The organism is Variovorax sp. W2I14, from assembly GCF_050435205.1.
Classification (GTDB): Bacteria; Pseudomonadota; Gammaproteobacteria; order Burkholderiales; family Burkholderiaceae_C; genus Variovorax; species Variovorax paradoxus_C.
In genome coordinates, this window is record NZ_JBNDJX010000001.1 from 290,949 (window position 1) to 311,902 (window position 20,954).

A 20,954-nucleotide genomic window follows, 5' to 3' on the forward strand; every position below is an offset into this window, starting at 1 on the left:
CCGTGCCCAAGGCACGAGCCCGGTTTGCAACCTTGAATCGTGCCCGAACGGCCCTATTTTGGATGCAGGAATACCACCATGCGACAAGACAAACTCACCACCAAATTTCAGGAAGCGCTGAGCGACGCGCAGACGCTGGCGCTCGGCAACGACAACGCCTACATCGAGCCGGCCCACCTGCTGGTCGCGATGCTGCGCCAGGACGACGGCCCCCGCGCATTGCTGGAGCGTGCCGGCGTGAATGTGCCGGGTCTCGCACAGGCGGCCGAGGCCGCCATCAAGAAGCTGCCCCAGGTGCAGGGCCACGACATCGTGCAGGTCGGCCCCGAGCTGGGCAAGCTGCTGCAGGCCACCGAGAAGGAAGCCATCAAGCGCAATGACCAGTTCATCGCCGGCGAACTTTTCCTCCTGGCCGTGGCCGACAGCAAGTCCGACATCGGCAAGATCGCGAAAGAAAACGGCCTCGGCCGCAAGTCGCTCGAGTCGGCCATCGACGCCGTGCGCGGCGGGCAGGGCGTGAACAGCGCCGATGCCGAAGGCCAGCGCGAGGCGCTCAAGAAATACACGATGGACCTGACCGAGCGCGCGCGTCTCGGCAAGCTCGACCCGGTCATCGGTCGCGACGAGGAAATCCGCCGCGCCATCCAGGTGCTGCAACGCCGCACCAAGAACAACCCGGTGCTCATCGGAGAACCCGGCGTGGGCAAGACCGCCATCGTCGAAGGCCTCGCGCAGCGCATCGTCGCGGGCGAGGTGCCCGATTCGCTCAAGGGCAAGCGGGTGCTGTCGCTCGACATGGCCTCGCTGCTGGCCGGCGCCAAGTTCCGCGGCGAGTTCGAGGAGCGCCTGAAGACCGTGCTCAACGAACTCGCGAAGGACGAAGGCCAGACCATCGTCTTCATCGACGAGCTGCACACCATGGTCGGCGCCGGCAAGGCCGAGGGCGCAATGGACGCGGGCAACATGCTCAAGCCTGCGCTCGCGCGCGGCGAGCTGCACTGCGTGGGCGCCACCACGCTGGACGAATACCGCAAGTACATCGAGAAGGATGCAGCCCTGGAGCGCCGCTTCCAGAAGATCATCGTGGGCGAGCCGAGCGTCGAGGCCACCATCGCGATCCTGCGCGGCCTGCAGGAGAAGTACGAAGTGCACCACGGCGTGCAGATCACCGACCCGGCCATCGTGGCCGCGGCCGAACTGAGTGACCGCTACATCACCGACCGCTTCCTGCCCGACAAGGCCATCGACCTGATCGACGAGGCCGCGGCCAAGATCAAGATCGAGATGGACTCCAAGCCCGAGGTGATGGACCGCCTCGACCGCCGCCTCATCCAGCTGCAGATCGAGCGCGAAGCCGTGCGCCGCGAGAAGGACGAGGCCTCGCAGAAGCGCTTCGGCCTCATCGAGGACGAGATCGCCAAGCTGCAGAAGGAAATCGCCGACTACGACGAGATCTGGCAGGCCGAGAAGGCCCAGGCCCAGGGCAGCGCGCACATCCGCGAGGAAATCGAGAAGCTCAAGACCGAGATCAAGGAATGGGAGCGCAAGGGCGACTTCAACAAGTTGGCCGAGCTGCAATACGGCCAGCTGCCCGCGCTGGAGAAGCGCCTGAAGGAAGCCGAGGCCAACGAGGCGAGCAAGGGCAAGTCCAGCGCGCCCACGCTCTTGCGCACGCAGGTCGGCGCGGAAGAAATCGCCGAGGTCGTGGCGCGCGCCACCGGCATCCCGGTCGCCAAGCTGATGCAAGGCGAGCGCGACAAGCTGCTCGTGATGGAAGACAAGCTGCACGAGCGCGTGGTCGGCCAGGACGAGGCCATCGGTGCGGTCGCGAATGCGATCCGCCGCTCGCGCTCGGGTCTGTCCGATCCGAACCGCCCCACGGGCTCGTTCCTGTTCCTCGGCCCCACGGGCGTGGGCAAGACCGAGCTGTGCAAGGCGCTCGCGGGCTTCCTGTTCGACAGCGAAGACCACCTGATCCGCATCGACATGAGCGAGTTCATGGAGAAGCATTCGGTCGCGCGCCTCATCGGCGCGCCGCCGGGCTACGTGGGCTACGAAGAGGGCGGCTACCTCACCGAAGCCGTGCGCCGCAAGCCCTACAGCGTGGTGCTGCTCGACGAGGTCGAGAAGGCGCATCCGGACGTCTTCAACGTGCTGCTGCAGGTGCTCGACGATGGGCGCCTCACCGACGGCCAGGGCCGCACCGTGGACTTCAAGAACACGGTGATCGTGATGACCAGCAACATCGGCTCGCCGATCATCCAGGCCATGGTGGGCAAGCCTTCCGAAGAGATCAAGGAAGCGGTGTGGGACGAGCTGAAGAACTACTTCCGCCCCGAGTTCCTGAACCGCATCGATGAGACGGTCGTGTTCCATGCGCTCGACGCGAAGAACATCGAATCGATCGCCGCGATCCAGCTGAAGGTGCTCAAGGCGCGTCTCGCGAAGATGGACCTGGGCCTGGACGTATCGCCCGCGGCGCTGGCCGAGATCGCCAAGGTCGGCTTCGACCCGGTGTTCGGCGCGCGGCCGCTCAAGCGTGCGATCCAGCAGCGCATCGAGAACCCGCTCTCGCGGCTGCTGCTCGACGGCAGCTTCGGGCCGAAGGACACGATCGAGGTCAACACCGACCCGATCCAGTCGCCGGGCCAGTTCTCGTTCAGCAAGGGCGGGGAACCAACGGCGGCGGCCTCGGCCTAAAGTCGGATGATGAACTTCATTCTTCGCGTCATTCTTCTGCTCCTGGGGCTGGTTTTCGCGGCCAGCCTCGCCGTCGCGGTCATGCTGCTGGCCGCCGTGTGGGGCGTGCGCTACGCCTGGGGGCGTCTCACGGGCAAGCCCGTGACCCCCTGGATGACTTCGATGGGCGGGCGCTTCAATCCGCGCTCGGGCTTCGATCGATTCCGCAATGCGGCAAAACCGGCCGAGCCCAACGCCGCCGACGTCACCAATGCGCGTGCGCGCGGTGAATCGGTGGTGCGCCCCGAACGCATCCGCGGCAGCGCCAGCGACGTGACCGACGTCTCGCCGAAGCCCGCTCCGCGGGGTTGATCCGCCCGCGCTGACGGCTCCGGGGCAGGGGCGACAGCCCCTCTGCCATTCGCCGTCAAAATCGTCCTCCTGCGCCGCCATCATCGGCGGCGCGCTTTCATCCAGGAGAGACGTTTTCATGACCCAACGCGACATCTTCGTGGTCGGCACCGCCCGCACCGCCATCGGCACCTTCGGCGGCGCGCTGAAGGACGTGCCCAACACCCAACTGGCCACCACCGCCGTCAAGGCCGCCATCGAACGCAGCGGCCTCGCGGCCGATGCCATCGGCCATGTGGTGATGGGCAATGTGATTCCCACCGATGTGAAGGACGCGTACCTGAGCCGCGTGGCCGCCATCGATGCGGGCTGCCCCATCGAGACGCCGGCCTTCAACGTCAACCGCCTCTGCGGCTCGGGCCTGCAGGCCATCGTGTCGGCGGCGCAGGCCATTGCGCTGGGCGATTGCGACATCGCCATCGGCGGCGGTTCGGAATCGATGAGCCGCGGCCCGTATTTCGACACTTCCGCCCGCTATGGCGCCCGCATGGGCGACGCGGTGCTGGTCGACTACATGCTGGGCATCCTTCACGACCCGTGGGAGAAGATCCACATGGGCATCACCGCCGAGAACGTGGCTGCGCGCTACGGCATCACGCGGGAGCAAATGGACGAGCTGGCCGCCACCAGCCAGCAGCGCGCGGCCGCCGCCATTGCCGCTGGCCGCTTCAAGGAACAGATCGTTCCGGTCGAGGTGAAGACGCGCAAGGGTGTCGTCGTGTTCGACACCGACGAGCACGTGCGCGCCGACACCACCGTCGACACGCTCTCGAAGATGAAGCCCGCATTCAAGAAGGACGGGCTCGTCACCGCAGGCAATGCCTCGGGCATCAACGACGGCGCGGCGGCCGTCGTGCTGGCCGAAGGCGGCCGTGTGAAGGCGCTGGGCCTGAAGCCGCTCGCGCGCCTCGTCGGCTACGCGCACGCGGGCGTCGAACCCGCCTACATGGGCATCGGCCCCGTTCCGGCCACGCGCAAGGTGCTGGAGCGCACGGGGCTCAAGGTCAACGACTTCGACGTGATCGAGTCGAACGAAGCCTTCGCGGCACAGGCCTGCGCGGTCATCAAGGAGCTGGGCTTCGATCCGGCCAAGGTGAACCCGAACGGCTCGGGCATTTCGCTCGGCCATCCGGTGGGCGCGACCGGCGCGATCATCACGACGAAGGCCATCGCCGAGCTGCACCGCACGGGCGGGCGCTATGCGCTGGTCACGATGTGCATCGGCGGCGGGCAGGGCATTGCTGCGGTGTTCGAGCGCGTCTGAGCGCGTTCGGGGCACACTTGCGGACATGCTCCGCCCACCCATCCTGATCGACCCCGACGAAGTCGAGATCAGCGCCATCCGTGCGCAGGGCGCGGGCGGGCAGAACGTCAACAAGGTGTCGAGCGCGGTGCACCTGCGCTACGACATCCATGCGAGTTCGCTGCCCGCCGACGTGAAGGAGCGGCTGCTCGCGCTGCGCGACAGCCGGATCACGCAGGAGGGCGTCTTCGTGCTCAAGGCGCAGCAGCACCGCACGCAGGAGATGAACCGCGCCGATGCGCTTGCGCGCCTGCAGGCGGTGGTCGACACCGTGGCCACGCCGCCGCGCGTGCGGCGCGCCACCAAGCCCACCTACGGTTCGAAGCAGCGCCGGCTCGAAGGCAAGAGCCAGCGCTCGCAGATCAAGAACCTGCGCGGGCCGGTGCGGGACTGACCGGCTTGTCGCCGCGCAGCCGCTTGATCTGCAGCGTCACGCCGACCAGATACAGCGCGCCGAGCACGCCGGTGATCGCCTTGAGTTCGGGCGCCTCGGCGCTCGACAGCAGCGGCGCGCCGAGCGGAAGGCGCGTCAGCGTCTCGGTGAAGGCCGGAATCCAGTGAAAGAGAAAGCTCGCCGAATAGGCGACGGCCTCGATGTAGCGCGAGTTCTTTCCGAGGCTGCCCCGGCCGGCCAGTGCACCGACCGCCAGCGCGGCCAGCGTGATGATGCCCAGCGCATGCGGCTTGCCGAAGCCGCCGTGCTGGAAGATGCCGAAGCCGGTCAGGCAGGTGAGCACGGTGGTCCAGACGAAGACCTGGCCCCATCCGGTGCGCAGGGTGATTTCCTTGTAGCGCAGCAGGGCGACGATCCCCGCGAAGACGGCGATCAGGCTGATCGCGGTGTGAATCAAGCCGAGGGACGTGAGTCCCAGCCATCCTGTAGCTGCCATGCGGATCTCCTCGATATCGTGGTGCGGCATTCTGGCGCGTTGACCGGAATTTGTGCCATTTGCTTCAAAAAGAGGCAACTCGGCCCCGCGTTATGGGTCTGAAACATCTTCCAAGCACAATTGACGCCATGACAGTTTTCCTCGCGCGTGCCCTGACGGCGCTGTTCCTCGCGCTCACGGCCTTCGGGCTCGCGGGCTGCGGACCCGGGTCCGCCACCGCCAGCAATGCGAGCGTCGCCTCGGCCCCGGAGCTCAATTGGGACGAACTCATCCCCAAGAGCTGGGACCCGACCAAGCGCTACCGCAACATCAGCCTTGAAGCCCTGCGCGACAACGACCCCCGCGCGATCCAGATGCTCGACGAGATGCGCGCCGTCTGGGACAACGCCCCGGTCAACGTGGCACTCGACGGCACCGCGGCCAAGCTCGCGGGTTTTGTCGTGCCGCTGGACAGCACGCAGGACGGCATCCGCGAATTCCTTCTCGTGCCGTACTTCGGCGCCTGCATCCATACGCCGCCCCCGCCCGCCAACCAGATCGTGCACGTGATCGCCGACCAGGCCTTCAAGGGCCTGCACGCAATGGACACGGTGAAGGTCAGCGGCGTCCTGAAGGCCGCGCGCTACGCTTCGGCGGACATGGGCGTGAGCGGGTACGAGATCAAGTCGGCGGCGGTGGAGCGCTTCGTTCCGGCCCAGCCGAAATAAGCGCCCGCATTCACGTCATTCGCTGCGACAAAAAGTCGAGGAACGACGTGATCCGCGCCGACAGTTGCGTGTTGCGGTAGTACACCGCGTTCACTGGCTGGCGCACATCCACCGTTTCCTTCGCGAGCACCTGCACCAGCGCACCGCTCGCGCGGTCGGCGGCAGTCATGAAATCCGCGAGACACACGATGCCTGCGCCGGCCAAGGCGAGTTGGCGCAGCGTCTCGCCGCTCGATGCGGCGAGTGTCGGGGCGATGGCCCATTCGTCGCCATGCGCCCCGCGCAGCGGCCAGCGGTTGAGCGACTCGGGTTGCGTGAAGCCCAGCAGGGCGTGATCGGCCAGCTCGGCGGCGGTGCGCGGCTTGCCATGCGCCTCCAGATACGCCGGGCTCGCAAGCACGCGCAGGCGGTGCGTGCCCAGCGGCCGCGCATGCAGCGTGGAGTCGCGCAGCGGCCCGATGCGGATGGCGATGTCGGTGCGGCGCTCCAGGAGGTCGATGGGCAGGTCGTCGGTGTCCAGCTCCAGGCTGATCTGCGGGTAGAGCGCCCGGAATTCGGGCACCAGCGGCACGATGGCGTGCAGCATGAAGGGCGAAGCCGCGTTCACGCGCAGACGGCCGGCAGGCTGCTCGCGGCGCGCGGCCATCTGCTCCTCGGCATCGTCGATCGCATCGAGGATCGCGCGGGTGCGCTGCAAAAAGGCCGCGCCTTCTTCGGTGAGTTCGAGGCGTCGCGTGGTGCGGCGCATCAGCGTGGTATCGAGCTTCTGTTCGAGCCGGCTCAACGCGCGGCTGATGCCCGAGACCGTGTGGCCGAGCTGCTCGGCCGCGGCGGTGATCGAGCCGGTGTCCACCACCGTGCGAAACGCGACGAGTTCTTCGATGGTGGTTTTCATGGGGCCGCTGCTCGTGCCGTCAGCCCGCGGTCTCGGCCTCTGTCGGCACCTCGATGCGCGGCATCAGCGCCGCAAGCGCTTCGCCGTCGGTTCGGTAGCTGAAGAGCATCGGCCCCGGCGCGAGCAGGCCGGCGCGCTCCAGCACCTCCATCGCCGGCAGCTTCATGCCGCTGAGGTGCAGGCGCACGCCCTTGGCTTCCATCATCCGGCGGATCGAGCCGAACACTTCGGCGCCGGTGATGTCGATGCGGTTGATGGGCTGCGCGAAGAGGCACACATCGGTGAGGTCGGGGCGCTCGGCCAGCGCAACGGTGAGCGCGCGTTCGAGCGTGGAGGCGGAGGCGAAGTCGAGTTCGGCGTCCATGCGCAGCGCATAGAGCTGCGGCGCGAGCGGCGGCAGCTTCCAGAGGTTGCGGTCGCGCAGGCTGCCGTCGGGGTGCAGGCCCACTTCGATGATGCGCGGATGCAGGTGGCGGTACATGTAGTGCGCCATGCTCGCGAGCAGGCCGCCGAGCACGCCCCAGTAGATGCTGGGCGCGGTCGCGATCGTCAGCACGAAGGTGCCGAAGGCGATGCCCGCCTCGATGCGCGAGACGCGCCAGAGCGCGGTGAAGCTCGCGGGCTTCACCAGCCCGAGGATGGCCGTGACCACCACCGCCGCCAGCACCGCCTGCGGCACGTGGTACAGCAGCGGCATCAGCCACAGCAGCGCACCGGCCACAACGACCACGCTGAAAAGCGTCGCCCACCCGGTCTGCGCACCCGCATACAGCGTGATGGCCGAACGCGAGAACGACGAACTGGTCGGGAATGCGCCCGTGAAACCCGAGGCCAGCTTGGCGAGACCCTGGCCGATCAGGTCCTGGTTTTCGTTCCACAGCGTGCCGGCGCGCGCGTTGTCGACCTTGGCGCTGGAGGCGGTCTCCAGGAAGCTCACCAGCGTGATCATCAGCGCGGGCAGCACCAGCGCGCTGAAGGTGCTCAACGGGAGCAGGCCGGGCCAGTAGAACGAGGGCAGGCCCGAAGGGAGACTGCCGACCACCGCGCCGCCGCGCAGCGCGTAGTTCATGACCCAGCTGATGGCCGCGGCGCCCGCCACCAAGGCCATCGTGGTCGGAAAGCGCGGCACGAACCGCTTGCCCAGCCACAGGACCGCGATGCTGCCCAGGCCGAAGGCGATGGCCACGAGATCGGGCAGCGGCCCGCCCTGCAGCACCTGCGGAATGGTGCGCCCCGTGAAGCCCAGCAGCGACGGCAACTGCGAGATCGCGATCAGCACCGCCGCGCCCTGCGTGAAGCCGATCAGCACCGGTGAATTGACCAACCGCAGCAGCCAGCCGAAGCGCCCCGCGCCCAGCACGATCTGGATCGTTCCGGACATCAGCGTGAGCCACACCGCCATCGCCACCCATTCGTCGCTGCCCGCCACCGCGAGCGGCGCGAGCGAGGCGCCGACCAGCAGGCTGGTGAGCGCCGTGGGCCCGACCGACAGCCGTTGCGACGAACTGAACATCACCGCGATCAGCGCGGGGAACAGCGCTGCATACACGCCGGTGACCAGCGGCATGCCGGCGAGCGCCGCATACGCCACGCCTTGCGGAATGACCATCAGCGCCACGGTGATGCCGGCCATCGCCTCGCTGCGCAGCAGCCCCGCGGAAGGACGGGGCCATGCAAGACAGGGAACCCAGCGCGCGATGCGCTGGCGCAGGGAAGAGGGGGAGGCAGCCGGGGTCATGGAGTCGTTACGCGCGCACAGGGAGAAACGGCAAGCACATGCGCGGTGCGCCGCGCGGGGGCAATGCGGGGAGCGGTATCAGATCAGCGAGGTGGCGTTCTTCAGGACGTAGTCGCAGGCTTTTTCCTTCACCTTCGACGACAGGATCTTCATGTTGAGCGTCTTGCCGTCGCCGCCTTTCAGCAAACCTTTCGCGCCGCTTTCGAAGTTCTTCTCCTGCTGCTTCTGGCCGGTGATCTTGGCAAGGAGCTTGTCTTTCACCGAGGCCGCGTCGCCGCCGAGGTAGTTGTTCTTCACGCAGTACTGCAGCACGCCGGCAGCGCTGCCGATGGTGCTGGAGCCGATGGCGGGCATCTTGAAGCCGAGGTTGCTGCCTTGGGAGCCGGCGGCGGCGCCGGCCTTTTCCTTCAGCTGGTCGAGCAGGTCGTTGGCCTCTGCCGAGGCGCCTGCGGCGAGCAGGGCCAGGGCAATGAGTGTGGAGCGGGCATGCATGGTGGTCTCCTTGGAAAGCAAAGGGGAGAAGCGCCCGCCAGCATACCGGAGAGTCCCCGGTGTTACCGGGGGCATGGCCCCGGGGGCTCGCGCTAGTTCTTGCGGGGCGCGCGCTTTTCCAGCAGGGGCTCGCTGGTGCCCTGAACCCCGACCAGGCCCAGCACCGTCACGAGCGAGTTCTGCGCGCCCTTCCAGCCATCGGTCACGTCGATCCATTCCGACAGCGCGTGCAAGCCGCCCGTCTTGCCGCCGGCGCCGATGATGATGGCCGGGATGCCCAGCGACATCGGCACGTTGGCGTCGGTGCTCGCGCCCCTCAGCAGGGTCTTGTGGCCGAAGGCGCTGTTCGCGCGCGTGGCGGCCTCGACGATCACCGTGTCGGACTGCGTGCGGCCGCCGGGCCGGTCGCCGATCAGCTTGCGGCTCGCGCTCAGCGTGGTCACGTTCCAGCGCTTGTTCTCTTCCTCGACCGCTTCGTCGATGGCCGCGAGGATCTTCTTCTCGGTCTCCAGCAGCGGTGCCATTTCGTCGGAGCGGATGTCGATGGCCATGCGTGCGTCCGGCGCGATGGTGTTCACCGAGGTGCCGCCGCCCACGGTGCCGACGGTGAACGTGGTCTTCGGGAACGTCGGCGTGCGGACTTCGGAGATCTTCGCGATCGCGCGGCCCATGCCGTGGATCGCGCTCGGCACTTGCCCGAACGCAACGAAGCTGTGGCCGCCCGGGCCCTTGAAGGTGACTTCGTAGCAATGGCTGGCCGTGCCCAGCATCACCACCGCGCCGTCGGGCGCCGGTTCGAGGCCGACCATGCCGTCGATGTCCAGGTGGTCGCGAAAGATTGCCTTGATGCCGCGCAGGTTGCCCAGCTCTTCTTCGCCGACGTTGCCGACGATCAGGAGGTCGCCCACGGTCTGGATCTTGTTGTCGTTGAGCACCTTGAGCCACGAGAGCAGCACAGCGAGGCCGCGCGTGTCGTCGGAGATGCCGGGTGCATAGAGCTTGCCGTCGCGCTCTTTCACCTTCACGTCGGTGCCGGCGGGGAACACGGTGTCGAGGTGCGCGGAGATCAGCAGCTTCGGTCCGTTGCCCGTGCCCTTGCGCAGGCCGACGACGTTGCCTTCCGCGTCGATCTTCGCGTCGCTCAGGCCCAGCGCCTTCATGCGCGCGAGGAAGGCTTCGGCGCGCTTCTGCTCCTTGAACGGAGGCGCTTCGATTTCGGTGAGCATCTTCAGGTCTTCGACCGAGCGCTCGTGGTCGGCCTTCACCGCATCGAGCAGCTTCTGGATTGCGGGCGCTGCCATCAGCTGCGTGTAGGCCTTGTCGATCTCGGGCCGGACCTGTGCGGACGTGGCCGCGACGGCAGTGTTCTGTGCCTGGGCGATGCCCGTGGCACAGGCCAGGGCGAGGACGATCGGGGCAAGGCGGAAAGACGCGGAGCGAGGCATGGCGGTGGGTGGTCCCTGAAGGTGAAAGAGGGGCGCCGCCGGCGCGGCGCCGTCAGCATTCTTAGGGGCAAGTGAGCCGCCTGCTCTGGTTTAATCTTCGGCCTTGTCAGTTTTTCTTACGAGCACCGCCATGCGCCGCCATATTCCGAGCACCCGAGCGCTCTTGATCTTCGATGCGGTGGCCCGCCATCACGGCGTCGGCAAGGCGGCCGAGGAGCTGTGCCTCACGCACAGCGCGGTGAGCCAGCAACTGCGGCTGCTCGAATCGCAGATCGGCGTGCGACTGGTGCAGCGCACCGCGCGCGGCACCGAGCTCACCGACGCAGGGCGCCGCTACCACGGGCAGATCGCGGGCGACCTGATGCGGCTGCAGAGCCACACGCTCGAAGCGATGGCGCAGCGCGTCGACGGCCTCAGGCTGATCGTCGGCGCGGTGCCTGTGCTGGCGGAGGGTTGGCTCACGCCGCTGCTGCCGCAGTTCATTGCACGGAATCCGGGCTGCAGCCTGCATCTGCAGGTGTTCCCGACCGATTTCTATATGGCCGACATGCCGTTCGACGTGGGCGTGCAGTACGACGACGCGGTGTGGCCCGGCGCCGATGCGCGGCCGCTGATGGGCGAGTTCTGCGTGGCCGTGTGTTCCCCGCGCGCGAAGGGCCGGGCCGCGATGGCGCGCGGCGACTTTCGCGTCGCGCCGCTGCTCCAGTTGCGCACGGGCATGGGCGCGTGGGAAGAATGGTTCGCGCAGACGCCGCACGCGCAACCGCCCGACAACCTGGTGACCGGACACCGCTTCGATCTCTTCTCTTCGCTGGTCGCCGCGGTGCGGGCCGATCTTGGCGTGGGGCTGGTGCCGCTGTACTACGTCGAGCGCGAACTGCGTTCGGGCGAGCTGCAGCTCGCATGTGCGCACCGGGCGCCGTCGAGCCGCGGCTACAGCGTGTTCATGGCGCCAAACCGCACGGCCGATCCGCTGGCGGAGGCGTTCGTCGAATGGCTCTGCGAGGCGGGGGCCGCGTCGCAGCCGCCGGCTTAGCTAGCCAGCGCGGCGGAAAAGCAGCACCGAGTTCGTGCCGCCGAAGGCGAAGGAATTGCTCATCGCCGCTTCGAGCGCCGGTGCGGCGCTGTCGTCCTGCATCACGAGATTCATGCGGCAGGCCGGATCGATCTCGCGGCAGTTCGCGTTGGGCGGCAGTTGGCGGCGATGCAGCGCGAGCACCGTGATCAGCGCCTCGATGGCCCCCGCCGCGCCGAGCATGTGGCCGTGCAGCGCCTTGGTCGAGCTCACGCGCAGACCGTCGAAATCGCCGCCCCACACTTCTGCCAGCGCATTGCGCTCGACCACGTCGCCGATGCGCGTGGCCGTGCCGTGCGCATTGCAGTAGCCCACGTCGCGTGGTTGCAAGCCGGCTTGCCGCAGCGCCTGGCGCAATGCGCGTGCCTGGCCGGGTGCGTCGGGCTTGGTGAGGTGGGTGGCATCGCTGCTCAGGCCCCAGCCGGCCAGCGTGGCGTAGCTGCGGGCACCACGATTGCGTGCGCGCTCCGCGGATTCGAGCACCAGGAAGGCCGCGCCTTCGCCGAGCGCGAAGCCGCTGCGGTCGCTCGCGAACGGCCGCACCGCGCCCGCTGCTTCGCCGGGCTGGAAGGTGGCCAGCGTCTGCATCGCCTGCCAGGCCAGCACCACGCCCGGCACGATCAGCGCTTCGCTGCCGCCGGCAATGGCGATGTCGACCTCGCCGCGCTGGATTGCCTTGGCTGCCTCGGCGATGGCCACCGACGACGAGGCACAGGCGACGGAATAGGTGAGCACCGGGCCGAGCACGCCATTGCGCATCGCCACGTGGGCCGCAGGCGCGTTGGGCATGAAGGCCGGAATGGTGAGCGGCGACACGCGCCCGTTGCCGCGATAAGCCGCTTCGAGCGCCGCCGCGCCGCCCATGCCGCAGCCGGCGTAGACGCCGACGCGTTCGAGGTCGGCATCGGCCAGGGGCAGATTCGCATCGCGCAGCGCGAGATCGGCCGCGGCCACCGCGAGCTGGCTGACTCGGTCGACGCCGGCGAGCTGCAGCTTGGTGAACCAGCGCGTCTCGTCGAAAGCCACCGTGGCGGCGGCGGCCGGCTTGGGCAGTTCAGGAAAAACGGGCTGGATGGCCGATCGGGCCTGCAGCAGCGCCTCGAACAGCGCGCCGGGCTCGTCGCCATGGGGCGCCATGACGCCCAGCCCGGTGACGGCAACCTCGTGGCGGTTCACGCTGGCTTCGCGGCCCGGACCTTGTCGACCAGTTGCGCGAGCTCGGCCAGGGTGTCGATGCTTGCGTCCTCGTCGGGCATGGTGATGCCGAAGTGGTCTTCGATGGCAAAGAGGAATTCAGCCAGCGCCAGCGAATCGAGACCGCCGGTTTCGCGCATCGAGGCGTTGGGGTCGAGCTTGGACGGTTCGATGCCGTACTTCTCGTGAATCAGGTCCTGCAATTCCTTCAGCGAACTCATCGTGCGATGCCTGTCGTCTTGTGCCGCCGTTGATCGATCGATGGCAACCCTTGCGGGGTGTGCCATGGGGTCGATCCCTTCCTCGCTCGGCCTGTGTTGGTCAGTGATGGCCAATGATATCCGCTCCAACCAGAGGGGAATCCCCTCGCAAACGCTTGCCCGGCCGCCAGTACAGCGAAGGAAATGCAAACGCCATGCCGAGCAGCGCGCCGGCCACCACGTCCAGCACCACGTGTTGCTTGACCGCCAGCGTCGAATAGGCGATGGCCGCGAACCAGGTCCAGTTGATGAGGCGCAGCACGATGGGCGTGCGCGCCTGCCGCAGCAAATGCTCGATCCACAGGGCCGTGAAGATCGCGACCGCCACGTGCATCGACGGGCAGGCGTTGCCGGCAGCATCCACGCCCTGCAGCATCGCGAACCCGGGATAGCCCGAGACGTCGATGGTCAGCGGCGGTATCTGGGTCGGCCAGAAATAGAAGAGGCCCAGGCCGGTGAGGCACAGCCCGCCGATCCACAGCCCGTAGACCACCAGTTCGCGAAAGGTGAGCTGCAGCCCCGGCGCGATGCCCACATAGACCCAGAGCGAGAGGTACGCGCCCAGCGTGTAGGGCTGGAAAGGAATCAGATGGTCCAGCGCGGTGAGCGGCATCACCGCGACCGGGTAGGAGGGATTGCGCAGCAGGTGGAAGTAGCCGATGAAGAACAGCCAGGTGAAGGCCGTGGTCCCGACCGCCTTCAGCAGGAAAAGGCGGCGAATGCGCAGGCCGATGTCGGCGGTCCAGGTCTGCGGTCGGGGAGGCGATGCCATGTGCGAATCGATGGAAGGTCCGTGGTTCTTGGGGCTCGCCGATCTTGCCAGAGCGTCGTGACGCCCTTGCATTTCAAAGGCTCAAGCGGTCGCGGCGGATCGCTTCTTGTGCTGGAACGAAGTGGGCGAGCGCCCCGTCGCCGCCTTGAACATCGCGCAGAACGCGCTGTCGGTGGCATAGCCGCTGGCCGCCGCCACCTGGCTCACCGCCATGCCGCGCGCGAGCAGCGGCAGCGCATGCGCCATCACCGCCTGCTGGCGCCATTGCTGCCAGCTCATGCCGAGCTGATCCCGAAAAAGCCGCGCCACCGTGCGCTCGCTCGCGCCGATGGTGGCCGCGCGCTCGGCCAGCGTGGAGCGGTCGGCCGGGTTGCGCAGCAGCGCCTCGCACAGCTGGCGCAGGCGCTTGTCGGTGGGCAGCGGCACGTCGATGCGGATCTGCGTGGCGCGCTCGATCTCGTCGACCAGGAGCGGCGCGATCATGCGTTCGCGCTGCGGTGCCTGCGGATCGGCCGGCGGCATGCCGTCGGGCGTGGTGTCCAGCGCGAGCATCAGGGCGCGCATCAGCGGGCTGATCTCGAGCACCTCGCATTTCTCCCACGAGGGCGCGAGCCAGGCGTGCAGGTAGATGGTGCGCAGCTCCGCGTCTTCGATGAGCATGATGCTGTGCGGCATGTTCGCCGGCACCCAGAGCGCGCGCGAGGGCGGCACGATGTAGCTGCCGTCCTCGGTGCTCAGGCGGATCACGCCGCGGGTGGAGAAGGTCAGCTGCGGCCACGGATGCTGGTGCAGTTCGACGAAGGTGTCGGCGCTCAGGAAGTGTTCCTTGGCGCGCAGCGGGCGCACCGCGTCGGGTGCGAAGAGGTGCGGCGTGAGCGAGGCAACGCTGGTGACCGGAGCGGGAAAGGAGGCGGAAGCGGTGCGTGGCATAGTTTCGACAAATGTTGTCGCTGTATCGCCATTCTGCCGCGCCCCGCGGGCATAGCATCGGTGCCTGCCCCGGTTTTTTGTAGCAATCCATGTCTTCCCACGCGACCACCACCTCCCCAGCGACCTCCTTGCGCACCGACGCGAAGCTCATCGGCCTCGTCGGCCTGGCCCACGCGATCAGCCACTTCAGCCAGCTCATCCTGGCGCCGCTGTTCCCATGGCTCAAGGACGCCTTCAACGTGAGCTACACCGAACTGGGCGCGGTGCTCACGGTGTTCTTCGTGGTCTCGTGCATCGTGCAGGCGGCCTCTGGCTTTATCGTCGACAAGCTGGGCCCGCGCCCGGTGCTTTTCGTCGGCCTCGGCGCGCTCGGCCTCGCCGCCTTCGGCTATGCGATGGCGCAGAGCTACTGGATGCTGCTGGTGTGCGCAGTGGTCGGCGGCATCGGCAACGGCGTGTTCCACCCGGTCGACTACACGCTCTTCAACCGCAAGGTCGCGCCCACGCGGCTGGGCCATGCGTACAGCGTGCACGGCATCACCGGCAGCCTGGGCTGGGCGCTCGCGCCGGCCTTCGTCGTGCCGATCGCCATTGCGTTCTCGTGGCGCGTGGCGCTGGCATCGGCCGGCGTGCTGGCCATCTTGGTGCTGCTGGTGCTGTGGGTCTACCGCAGCGTGCTGTCGCTCGACGTCGCGGCCGTGCACAAGGCGACGGGGCAGGGCGAGCCGGCGCCTATCGGCGGCGAGTTCGATTTCCTGCGCATCCCGGCCGTGTGGATGTGCTTCGGTTTCTTCTTCTTCTATGCCGCGGTGATCAGCGTGGTGCAGACCTTCGCGCCAGTGGCCGCGGGCCACCTGCACGCGGTGCCGGTGGCGCTGGTGGCCGTGTGCCTCACGGTCTACATGGTGGCGAGCGCGGCCGGCATGGTGGTGGGCGGCTTCCTTGCCTCCGACCCGTCGCGCTGCGAGCGCATCGTGGGCGCGGGCTTCGGCATCGCGGCGGCACTCGCGCTGGTGCTGGCCTTCGCGCAGTTCCCGCCGATCCTCGTGCCGGTGCTGTTCGGCGCGATGGGTTTCGTCTCGGGCGTGGCCGGCCCGTCGCGCGATCTGCTGGTCAAGCGCTCGACGCCGCCCAACGCCACGGGCCGCGTCTACGGCGTGGTGTACGCAGGGCTCGACATCGGCCAGGCGCTTGCGCCGCTGGTGTTCGGCCGCCTGATGGACCATGGCCAGTACACGAGCGTGATCGTCGGACTGGCGCTGGTGCAAGGCGTGCTGATCGCGAGCGCGTTCAACGTCACTCGGGTGCGCCGCACGGCGCTGGTGCCGGCTTCGGCCTGATAGCAATATCTCCAGCGCCCGCGCGCTGAGGCGGGCGCAGTGCGGCGGCTTCTATCATCGGCCGCATGCAAGCCTTGTATGTCTATGTGATCGCCGGCGCCGTGCTGGCGGGATTCGTGCAGGGCCTCTCGGGCTTTGCGTTCGGGCTGGTCGCGATGTCGGTCTGGGCCTGGACGCTGGAGCCGCAACTCGCCGCGGTGCTCGCGCTGTTCGGTGCGTTGACCGGGCAGGTGATCGCGGCCATCACGGTGCGGCGAGCTTTCGACAAGTCCTTGCTGTGGCCGTTCGTGCTCGGCGGCCTGGTCGGCGTGCCGTTCGGCGTCTGGCTGCTGCCGCATCTGGATCTCGTGGTCTTCAAGGTCTGCCTGGGCACGCTGCTGGTGCTGTGGTGCCCGGCGATGCTGATGTCGCAGCACCTGCCCAAGATCACCTTCGGTGGCCGCATGGCGGATGGCATCGTCGGCACCATCGGCGGCGCGATGGCGGGCATCGGCGGCTTCTCCGGGACGATCCCGACGCTCTGGTGCACGCTGCGCGGCTTTCAACGCGACACGCAGCGCGCGGTGATCCAGAACTTCAACCTGTCGATGCTGCTGGTGGCGTTTGCGATCCACCTGTTCAGCGGGAGCATCGTGGCGTCGATGGTGCCGCTGCTGGGGCTCGTGGCGCTGGCCGTCGCGGTGCCGGTGTTGCTTGGGGCGCGGCTTTATATCGGGATCAGCGAGACCGCGTTTCGCAAGCTCGTACTGGGGTTGCTAACGGCATCGGGCGTTGCGATGCTGGCGTCGGCGATGCCAGCGTTGTTGCAGCGCTGAGCTATCTCGGCAACGCCAGCGCAAACGGCAGGCTCGCCACCCCCAGCACCGTCGACAGCGTCACCAGCCCCGCCACATACGGCCCGTTGTAGCCCATGCGCGCCGCGAGCACATAGGCGCTCGAAGCGGTCGGCACCGCCGAAAACGCCATCAGCACCGATGCCTGCACGCCATCGAGCCGCAGCGCGCGCGCCAGCCCCCACGCCACCAGAGGAAGGATCAGGTGCCGTATCGCCAGCACCGACACCGCGAGCACCTTGCCGCGCCCCAGCGTCGCGAACTGCATTCCCGCGCCGGCGGCCAGGAGGCCCAGCGCGAGCGAGGCTGCGCCGATGCGCGTGAGCGTCGGCGTGAGCCAGGTCGGCACCGTGAACCCCAGCAGGTTCGCCAGCAGCCCGGCCACCGTGGCCACGATCAGCGGATTGCGCACCAGTTGCCGCACGAAGCCGGTCTGCGCATGCCGCGTCATCGGCCACACGGCGGCGATGTTGAACATCGGTACGCACACGCCGATCAGCACCGCGATGAGCAAGAGGCCCTCGGGGCCCGCGAGCCGGTCGGCCAGCGCGAGGCAGATGAAGGAGTTGAAGCGGAACGCGACCTGCGCGCTCGCCGCATGGTCACGCCGGTCGATGTGCGAACCGAGCCCGGGCACGAAGGGCAGGGCGTAGGCCAGCGCGATGCCGCAGAGACCGACGCCGACGCCCGCCGTCAGCAGGCTCGAGGTGGCGCCGAAGTCGAGCGGGCTGCGCACGATCGAATGGAACAGCAGCACCGGAAAAAGAAAGTAGTAGACGAGGCTCTCGACCTGGTCCCACACGCGGCGATCGAGCGCGGTGTAGCGGCACAGGAGCCAGCCGATGGCGATGAGGGAGAAGTCGGGGAAAAGCAGTTGCGCGTAGTTCACCGTTTCGAGCATAAACCGCACGGACCATGGGTAATCCAGAGCACGAGGCCGGCGCCGGAGCCGCTAGCATCCGGGCTTCGCTTTTTTCGACATCCGTCAGTCAAAGCCAGTCAATTCAAGGAGTTATTCGATGCAACGTCGTCAATGGAGCGCCCTGATGGGGGCAGTCGCCCTGGCCGCAGTCGCGGGCCAGAGCTTTGCGCAGGGCTATCCCAACAAGCCGGTCGAACTGAGCGTGCCGTTCGCTCCGGGCGGCACGACGGACATCGTGGCGCGCGTCATTTCCGATCCGCTGGGCAAGATCCTGGGCCAGCCGGTGGTGGTGATCAACCGCGCCGGTGGCGGCGGCATCGTCGGCGCGGCCGAAACCGCACGCGCCACGCCCGATGGCTACAAGCTCGGCGTGGCCACCGTGTCGAGCACGGCCGCCAATCCGGCCATCAACCCCAAGGTGCCGTACGACCCGATCAACGACTTCACGCCGATCACCAACATCGCGGCCACGCCGAACATCATTGCGGTGAACCCGAGCTTCCCGGCGAAGAACTACGCCGAGTTCGTGGCCGAGTTGAAGAAGAACCCCGGCAAGTATTCGTACGCCTCGTCGGGCACGGGCGGCATCGGCCACCTGCTGATGGAGCTCTACAAGAGCCTCACCGGCACCTTCGTCACGCACATCCCGTACCGCGGCGCGGGCCCGGCGCTGAACGACGTGGTGGCCGGCCAGGTGCCGATCATGTTCGACAACATCCCCTCGGCGATGCCCTTCATCACCAGCGGCCGGCTGATCCCGATCGTGGTCTCGGCGCCCCAGCGTCTGGCCGCCCTGCCGAACGTGCCGACCTTCAAGGAAGTCGGCCTGGAGCCAGTGAACCGCATGGCCTACTACGGCATCCTCGGCCCCAAGGGCCTACCGAAGGACGTGATCGACAAGGTCGCCGCGGGCGTGAAGAAGGCGGTGGAAGATCCTGCGGTGAAGAAGCGCATCGAGGACACCGGCTCGCTGATCGTGGCCAACACGCCCGAGCAGTTCGCAGCGCAGATCAAGGCCGAGTACGAGGTGTACAAGCAGGTCGTGAAGAAGCAGAACCTGAAGCTCGACTGATCGGCCTTCACCCCGCAAAAGCCGCCCCGCATTCAGGGCGGCTTTTTCTTTTGTTATCTTGCACCGCATGACCGAGGCCGCCGCAGCACCCACCCCCGAAATCGACGAGTTCATCGACGCCCTCTGGCTCGAGGACGGGCTCTCGAAGAACACGCTGGCCGCCTACCGCCGCGACCTTGCGCTGTTCTCGCAATGGCTGCGCAAGCAGCGCAGCGGCGTCGCGCTCGACACCGCACAAGAGTCCGACGTGCAGGCCTACATGGGCGTGCGCCTCTCGACCAAGGGCAAGGCCACCTCGGCCAACCGGCGGCTCACGGTGTTCAAGCGCTACTACCGATGGGCGCTGCGCGAGCGCCGCATCACGGCGGACCCGACGATCCGGCTCGCGCCCGCACGGCAGATGCCGCGTGCGATCAAGACGCTGTCGGAGAAACAGGTCGACGACCTGCTGGGCGCGCCCGACGTCGAGACGCCGCTGGGCCTGCGCGACCGCGCGATGCTCGAGCTGATGTATGCCAGCGGCCTGCGCGTGAGCGAGTTGGTGGCGCTCAAGGTCATCGACATGAGCCTCAACGACGGCGTGCTGCGCGTGCTCGGCAAGGGCAGCAAGGAGCGGCTCGTGCCCTTCGGCGGCGAGGCGCGGCGCTGGATCGAGCGCTACCTCGAGGAGTCGCGCCCGGTCATCCTCGATGGACAGCAGACCCCCGACCTCTTCGTGACCGCACGCGGCGCTGGCATGACGCGCGTGATGTTCTGGATCATCGTGAAGAAGCAGGCCGCGGCCGCCGGCATCCATGTGCCGCTGTCGCCGCACACGCTGCGGCATGCCTTCGCCACGCACCTCTTGAACCACGGTGTGGACCTGCGCGCAGTGCAACTGCTGCTCGGCCATGCCGACATATCAACGACCACCATCTACACGCACGTGGCGCGCGAGCGCCTGAAGCAACTGCACGCGGCGCACCATCCGCGCGGTTGAATCCGCGACCGTTCAGGCCTTGCGCTTGCGCGCCTCGATGGCGGGCACCAGCGTGTCGAAGAACGCGCTGACCATGCGCATCTCGCGCCGCTCCGCGAGGCACAGCACGTGCGCGTACGTGAAGATCTCGGTGTCGCTGAAGCCCACCATGCGCAGGTCGGGGCTCGGCACGAACTCCACGCTCGACACCGCCGCGATGCCCAGGCCCTGCGACACGGCTTCGCGAATCACCTCGCGGCTGCTGATCTCCATCACCACATCGACCTCGACCTTCGCCTTGGCGAGCGCGAGTTCGAGCGCCTTGCGCGTGGTCGATCCTTGCTCCCGCATGATGAGCCGCTCGCCCTGCAACTCCGCAAGTCGGATGTTGCGCCGACGCGCGAAGCGGTGCGTGGCAGGCACGAACATCACGACCGGATGCTGGCTGAAAGGTACCGACAGGAACCGGTCGTCGCGCACCATCTGCGCGAGCACGCCGACATCGGCGCTGTAGTCCACGAGGCTGTCGAGCACGTCCTGCGAATTGCCAGTGCTCACGGTGACCTTCACGCCGGGGTAGCGCAGGCTGAAGTCGACCAGCATCTTCGTCACGTGGTACGGCCCCACCGCCGCCACGCGCAGGTGGCCGGTGCGCAGCGTGCCGGCATCGCCGAGCAGCGCGACCGCATCGCCTTCGAGGCTGAAGATCTGCTGCGCGAGCTGCATCAGCTGCTCGCCGATTTCGGTGAGCTGCACGCGCCGGCCGCGCCGGTGAAAGAGCTCGACCTGATAGGCCTCTTCGAGAAACCGCACCTGCGTGGTGATGGTGGGCTGGCTCACATGCAGGTGTTCGGCGGCCTTGGTGAAGCTGCCCTCGCGGGCCACGGCATAGAAGGAGCGCAGCTGTGTGAGGCGCATGGGGAAGACCCTTTGAATCTATAGATTCAGTATATAGATCATCGAAAAAATTTGAATTTGTTCGATACGAGCCTCGGTGATTTACTCCGCTTCAAGACGGACCAGGCAGCGACAGAAATA

At 67.6% G+C, this 20,954-nt stretch carries 21 protein-coding genes; 10 read left to right on the plus strand and 11 right to left on the minus strand.

The genetic code is table 11. The features are described 5' to 3' along the window. The first annotated feature begins 78 nt into the window (after nt 1–78). The 4 genes from clpB to arfB all read left to right on the plus strand — a co-directional run bounded on the left by clpB (nt 79) and on the right by arfB (nt 4,787). Nucleotides 79–2,700 (plus strand): ATP-dependent chaperone ClpB, encoded by a 2,622-nt coding sequence (gene clpB, locus QF040_RS01390; protein ID WP_429609450.1) that lies wholly within the window; start codon nt 79–81, stop codon nt 2,698–2,700. 9 nt (nt 2,701–2,709) lie between these two features. Next, on the plus strand, nt 2,710–3,051 hold the full coding sequence (locus tag QF040_RS01395) for a hypothetical protein (RefSeq protein ID WP_373424300.1): 342 nt from the start codon (nt 2,710–2,712) through the stop codon (nt 3,049–3,051). 118 nt (nt 3,052–3,169) lie between these two features. Next, nucleotides 3,170–4,354, plus strand: coding sequence for an acetyl-CoA C-acyltransferase family protein (locus tag QF040_RS01400; RefSeq protein WP_429609452.1), 1,185 nt, complete (start codon nt 3,170–3,172; stop codon nt 4,352–4,354). 25 nt (nt 4,355–4,379) lie between these two features. Continuing rightward, a complete protein-coding gene (gene arfB, locus QF040_RS01405; RefSeq protein ID WP_429609453.1) occupies nt 4,380–4,787 on the plus strand; it encodes an alternative ribosome rescue aminoacyl-tRNA hydrolase ArfB in 408 nt (135 codons plus the stop codon). Here the strand turns inward: arfB and QF040_RS01410 are convergent. Beyond that, nucleotides 4,756–5,283, minus strand: coding sequence for a hypothetical protein (locus tag QF040_RS01410; protein ID WP_429609455.1), 528 nt, complete (start codon nt 5,281–5,283; stop codon nt 4,756–4,758). The two genes, arfB and QF040_RS01410, sit on opposite strands and share 32 nt — an antisense overlap. A 128-nt stretch (nt 5,284–5,411) precedes the next feature. Here QF040_RS01410 and QF040_RS01415 point away from each other — a divergent pair, with 128 nt between their 5' ends. Beyond that, a complete protein-coding gene (locus tag QF040_RS01415; RefSeq protein WP_429609457.1) occupies nt 5,412–5,990 on the plus strand; it encodes a DUF3299 domain-containing protein in 579 nt (192 codons plus the stop codon). Nucleotides 5,991–6,000: 10 nt separating this feature from the next. Here QF040_RS01415 and QF040_RS01420 read toward each other — a convergent pair whose 3' ends face one another. The 4 genes from QF040_RS01420 to QF040_RS01435 form a co-directional block, all read right to left on the minus strand. Continuing rightward, complete coding sequence (locus tag QF040_RS01420) at nt 6,001–6,885, minus strand: LysR substrate-binding domain-containing protein (RefSeq protein ID WP_429609459.1); 885 nt, start codon at nt 6,883–6,885, stop codon at nt 6,001–6,003. 19 nt (nt 6,886–6,904) lie between these two features. Continuing rightward, nucleotides 6,905–8,623, minus strand: a complete 1,719-nt coding sequence (locus QF040_RS01425; protein ID WP_429609460.1) for a SulP family inorganic anion transporter — start codon at nt 8,621–8,623, stop codon at nt 6,905–6,907. A gap of 78 nt (nt 8,624–8,701) precedes the next feature. Further along, nucleotides 8,702–9,115: a DUF2501 domain-containing protein gene (locus QF040_RS01430; protein ID WP_429609462.1), complete on the minus strand. Its 414-nt coding sequence runs from the start codon at nt 9,113–9,115 to the stop codon at nt 8,702–8,704. Between the two features lie 92 nt (nt 9,116–9,207). Continuing rightward, nucleotides 9,208–10,560 (minus strand): M20/M25/M40 family metallo-hydrolase, encoded by a 1,353-nt coding sequence (locus QF040_RS01435; protein WP_429609464.1) that lies wholly within the window; start codon nt 10,558–10,560, stop codon nt 9,208–9,210. Nucleotides 10,561–10,690: 130 nt separating this feature from the next. Between QF040_RS01435 and QF040_RS01440 the strand changes: the two genes are divergently transcribed. Next, the gene (locus tag QF040_RS01440; protein WP_429609466.1) at nt 10,691–11,596 is read left to right on the plus strand and encodes a LysR substrate-binding domain-containing protein; all 906 of its coding nucleotides are present in this window, start codon (nt 10,691–10,693) and stop codon (nt 11,594–11,596) included. Here the strand turns inward: QF040_RS01440 and QF040_RS01445 are convergent, their stop codons facing one another. The 4 genes from QF040_RS01445 to QF040_RS01460 all read right to left on the minus strand — a co-directional run bounded on the left by QF040_RS01445 (nt 11,597) and on the right by QF040_RS01460 (nt 14,791). Continuing rightward, entirely contained in the window at nt 11,597–12,811 is a 1,215-nt protein-coding gene (locus QF040_RS01445) for a beta-ketoacyl-[acyl-carrier-protein] synthase family protein (RefSeq protein ID WP_429609468.1), read from the minus strand. Further along, on the minus strand, nt 12,808–13,050 hold the full coding sequence (locus QF040_RS01450; protein WP_013540572.1) for an acyl carrier protein: 243 nt from the start codon (nt 13,048–13,050) through the stop codon (nt 12,808–12,810). Before QF040_RS01450 ends, QF040_RS01445 begins: the two co-directional genes overlap by 4 nt. 100 nt (nt 13,051–13,150) lie before the next feature. Then, nucleotides 13,151–13,861: a phosphatase PAP2 family protein gene (locus tag QF040_RS01455; protein WP_307686135.1), complete on the minus strand. Its 711-nt coding sequence runs from the start codon at nt 13,859–13,861 to the stop codon at nt 13,151–13,153. An 81-nt stretch (nt 13,862–13,942) separates the two neighbouring features. Continuing rightward, nucleotides 13,943–14,791 carry an AraC family transcriptional regulator gene (locus QF040_RS01460; protein WP_013540574.1) on the minus strand — a complete coding sequence of 283 codons (849 nt, stop codon included), beginning with the start codon at nt 14,789–14,791 and terminating at the stop codon, nt 13,943–13,945. 89 nt (nt 14,792–14,880) lie between these two features. Between QF040_RS01460 and QF040_RS01465 the strand changes: the two genes are divergently transcribed. Both QF040_RS01465 and QF040_RS01470 read left to right on the plus strand, forming a co-directional pair. Next, on the plus strand, nt 14,881–16,131 hold the full coding sequence (locus tag QF040_RS01465; protein WP_429609469.1) for an MFS transporter: 1,251 nt from the start codon (nt 14,881–14,883) through the stop codon (nt 16,129–16,131). A gap of 65 nt (nt 16,132–16,196) precedes the next feature. Continuing rightward, nucleotides 16,197–16,946 carry a sulfite exporter TauE/SafE family protein gene (locus QF040_RS01470; RefSeq protein ID WP_429609470.1) on the plus strand — a complete coding sequence of 250 codons (750 nt, stop codon included), beginning with the start codon at nt 16,197–16,199 and terminating at the stop codon, nt 16,944–16,946. A gap of 1 nt (nt 16,947) precedes the next feature. Here QF040_RS01470 and QF040_RS01475 read toward each other — a convergent pair whose 3' ends face one another. Continuing rightward, complete coding sequence (locus QF040_RS01475) at nt 16,948–17,865, minus strand: AEC family transporter (RefSeq protein ID WP_429614595.1); 918 nt, start codon at nt 17,863–17,865, stop codon at nt 16,948–16,950. A gap of 118 nt (nt 17,866–17,983) precedes the next feature. On the opposite strand from QF040_RS01475, the gene QF040_RS01480 reads away from it, so the two are divergent. Together QF040_RS01480 and xerD are read left to right on the plus strand one after the other, a co-directional pair. Next, complete coding sequence (locus tag QF040_RS01480) at nt 17,984–18,958, plus strand: tripartite tricarboxylate transporter substrate binding protein BugE (RefSeq protein WP_429609471.1); 975 nt, start codon at nt 17,984–17,986, stop codon at nt 18,956–18,958. Between the two features lie 67 nt (nt 18,959–19,025). Next, complete coding sequence (gene xerD / locus QF040_RS01485; protein ID WP_429609472.1) at nt 19,026–19,937, plus strand: site-specific tyrosine recombinase XerD; 912 nt, start codon at nt 19,026–19,028, stop codon at nt 19,935–19,937. Nucleotides 19,938–19,949: 12 nt separating this feature from the next. Here xerD and QF040_RS01490 read toward each other — a convergent pair whose 3' ends face one another. Continuing rightward, complete coding sequence (locus QF040_RS01490; protein WP_429609473.1) at nt 19,950–20,834, minus strand: LysR substrate-binding domain-containing protein; 885 nt, start codon at nt 20,832–20,834, stop codon at nt 19,950–19,952. Nucleotides 20,835–20,954 lie beyond the last annotated feature (120 nt).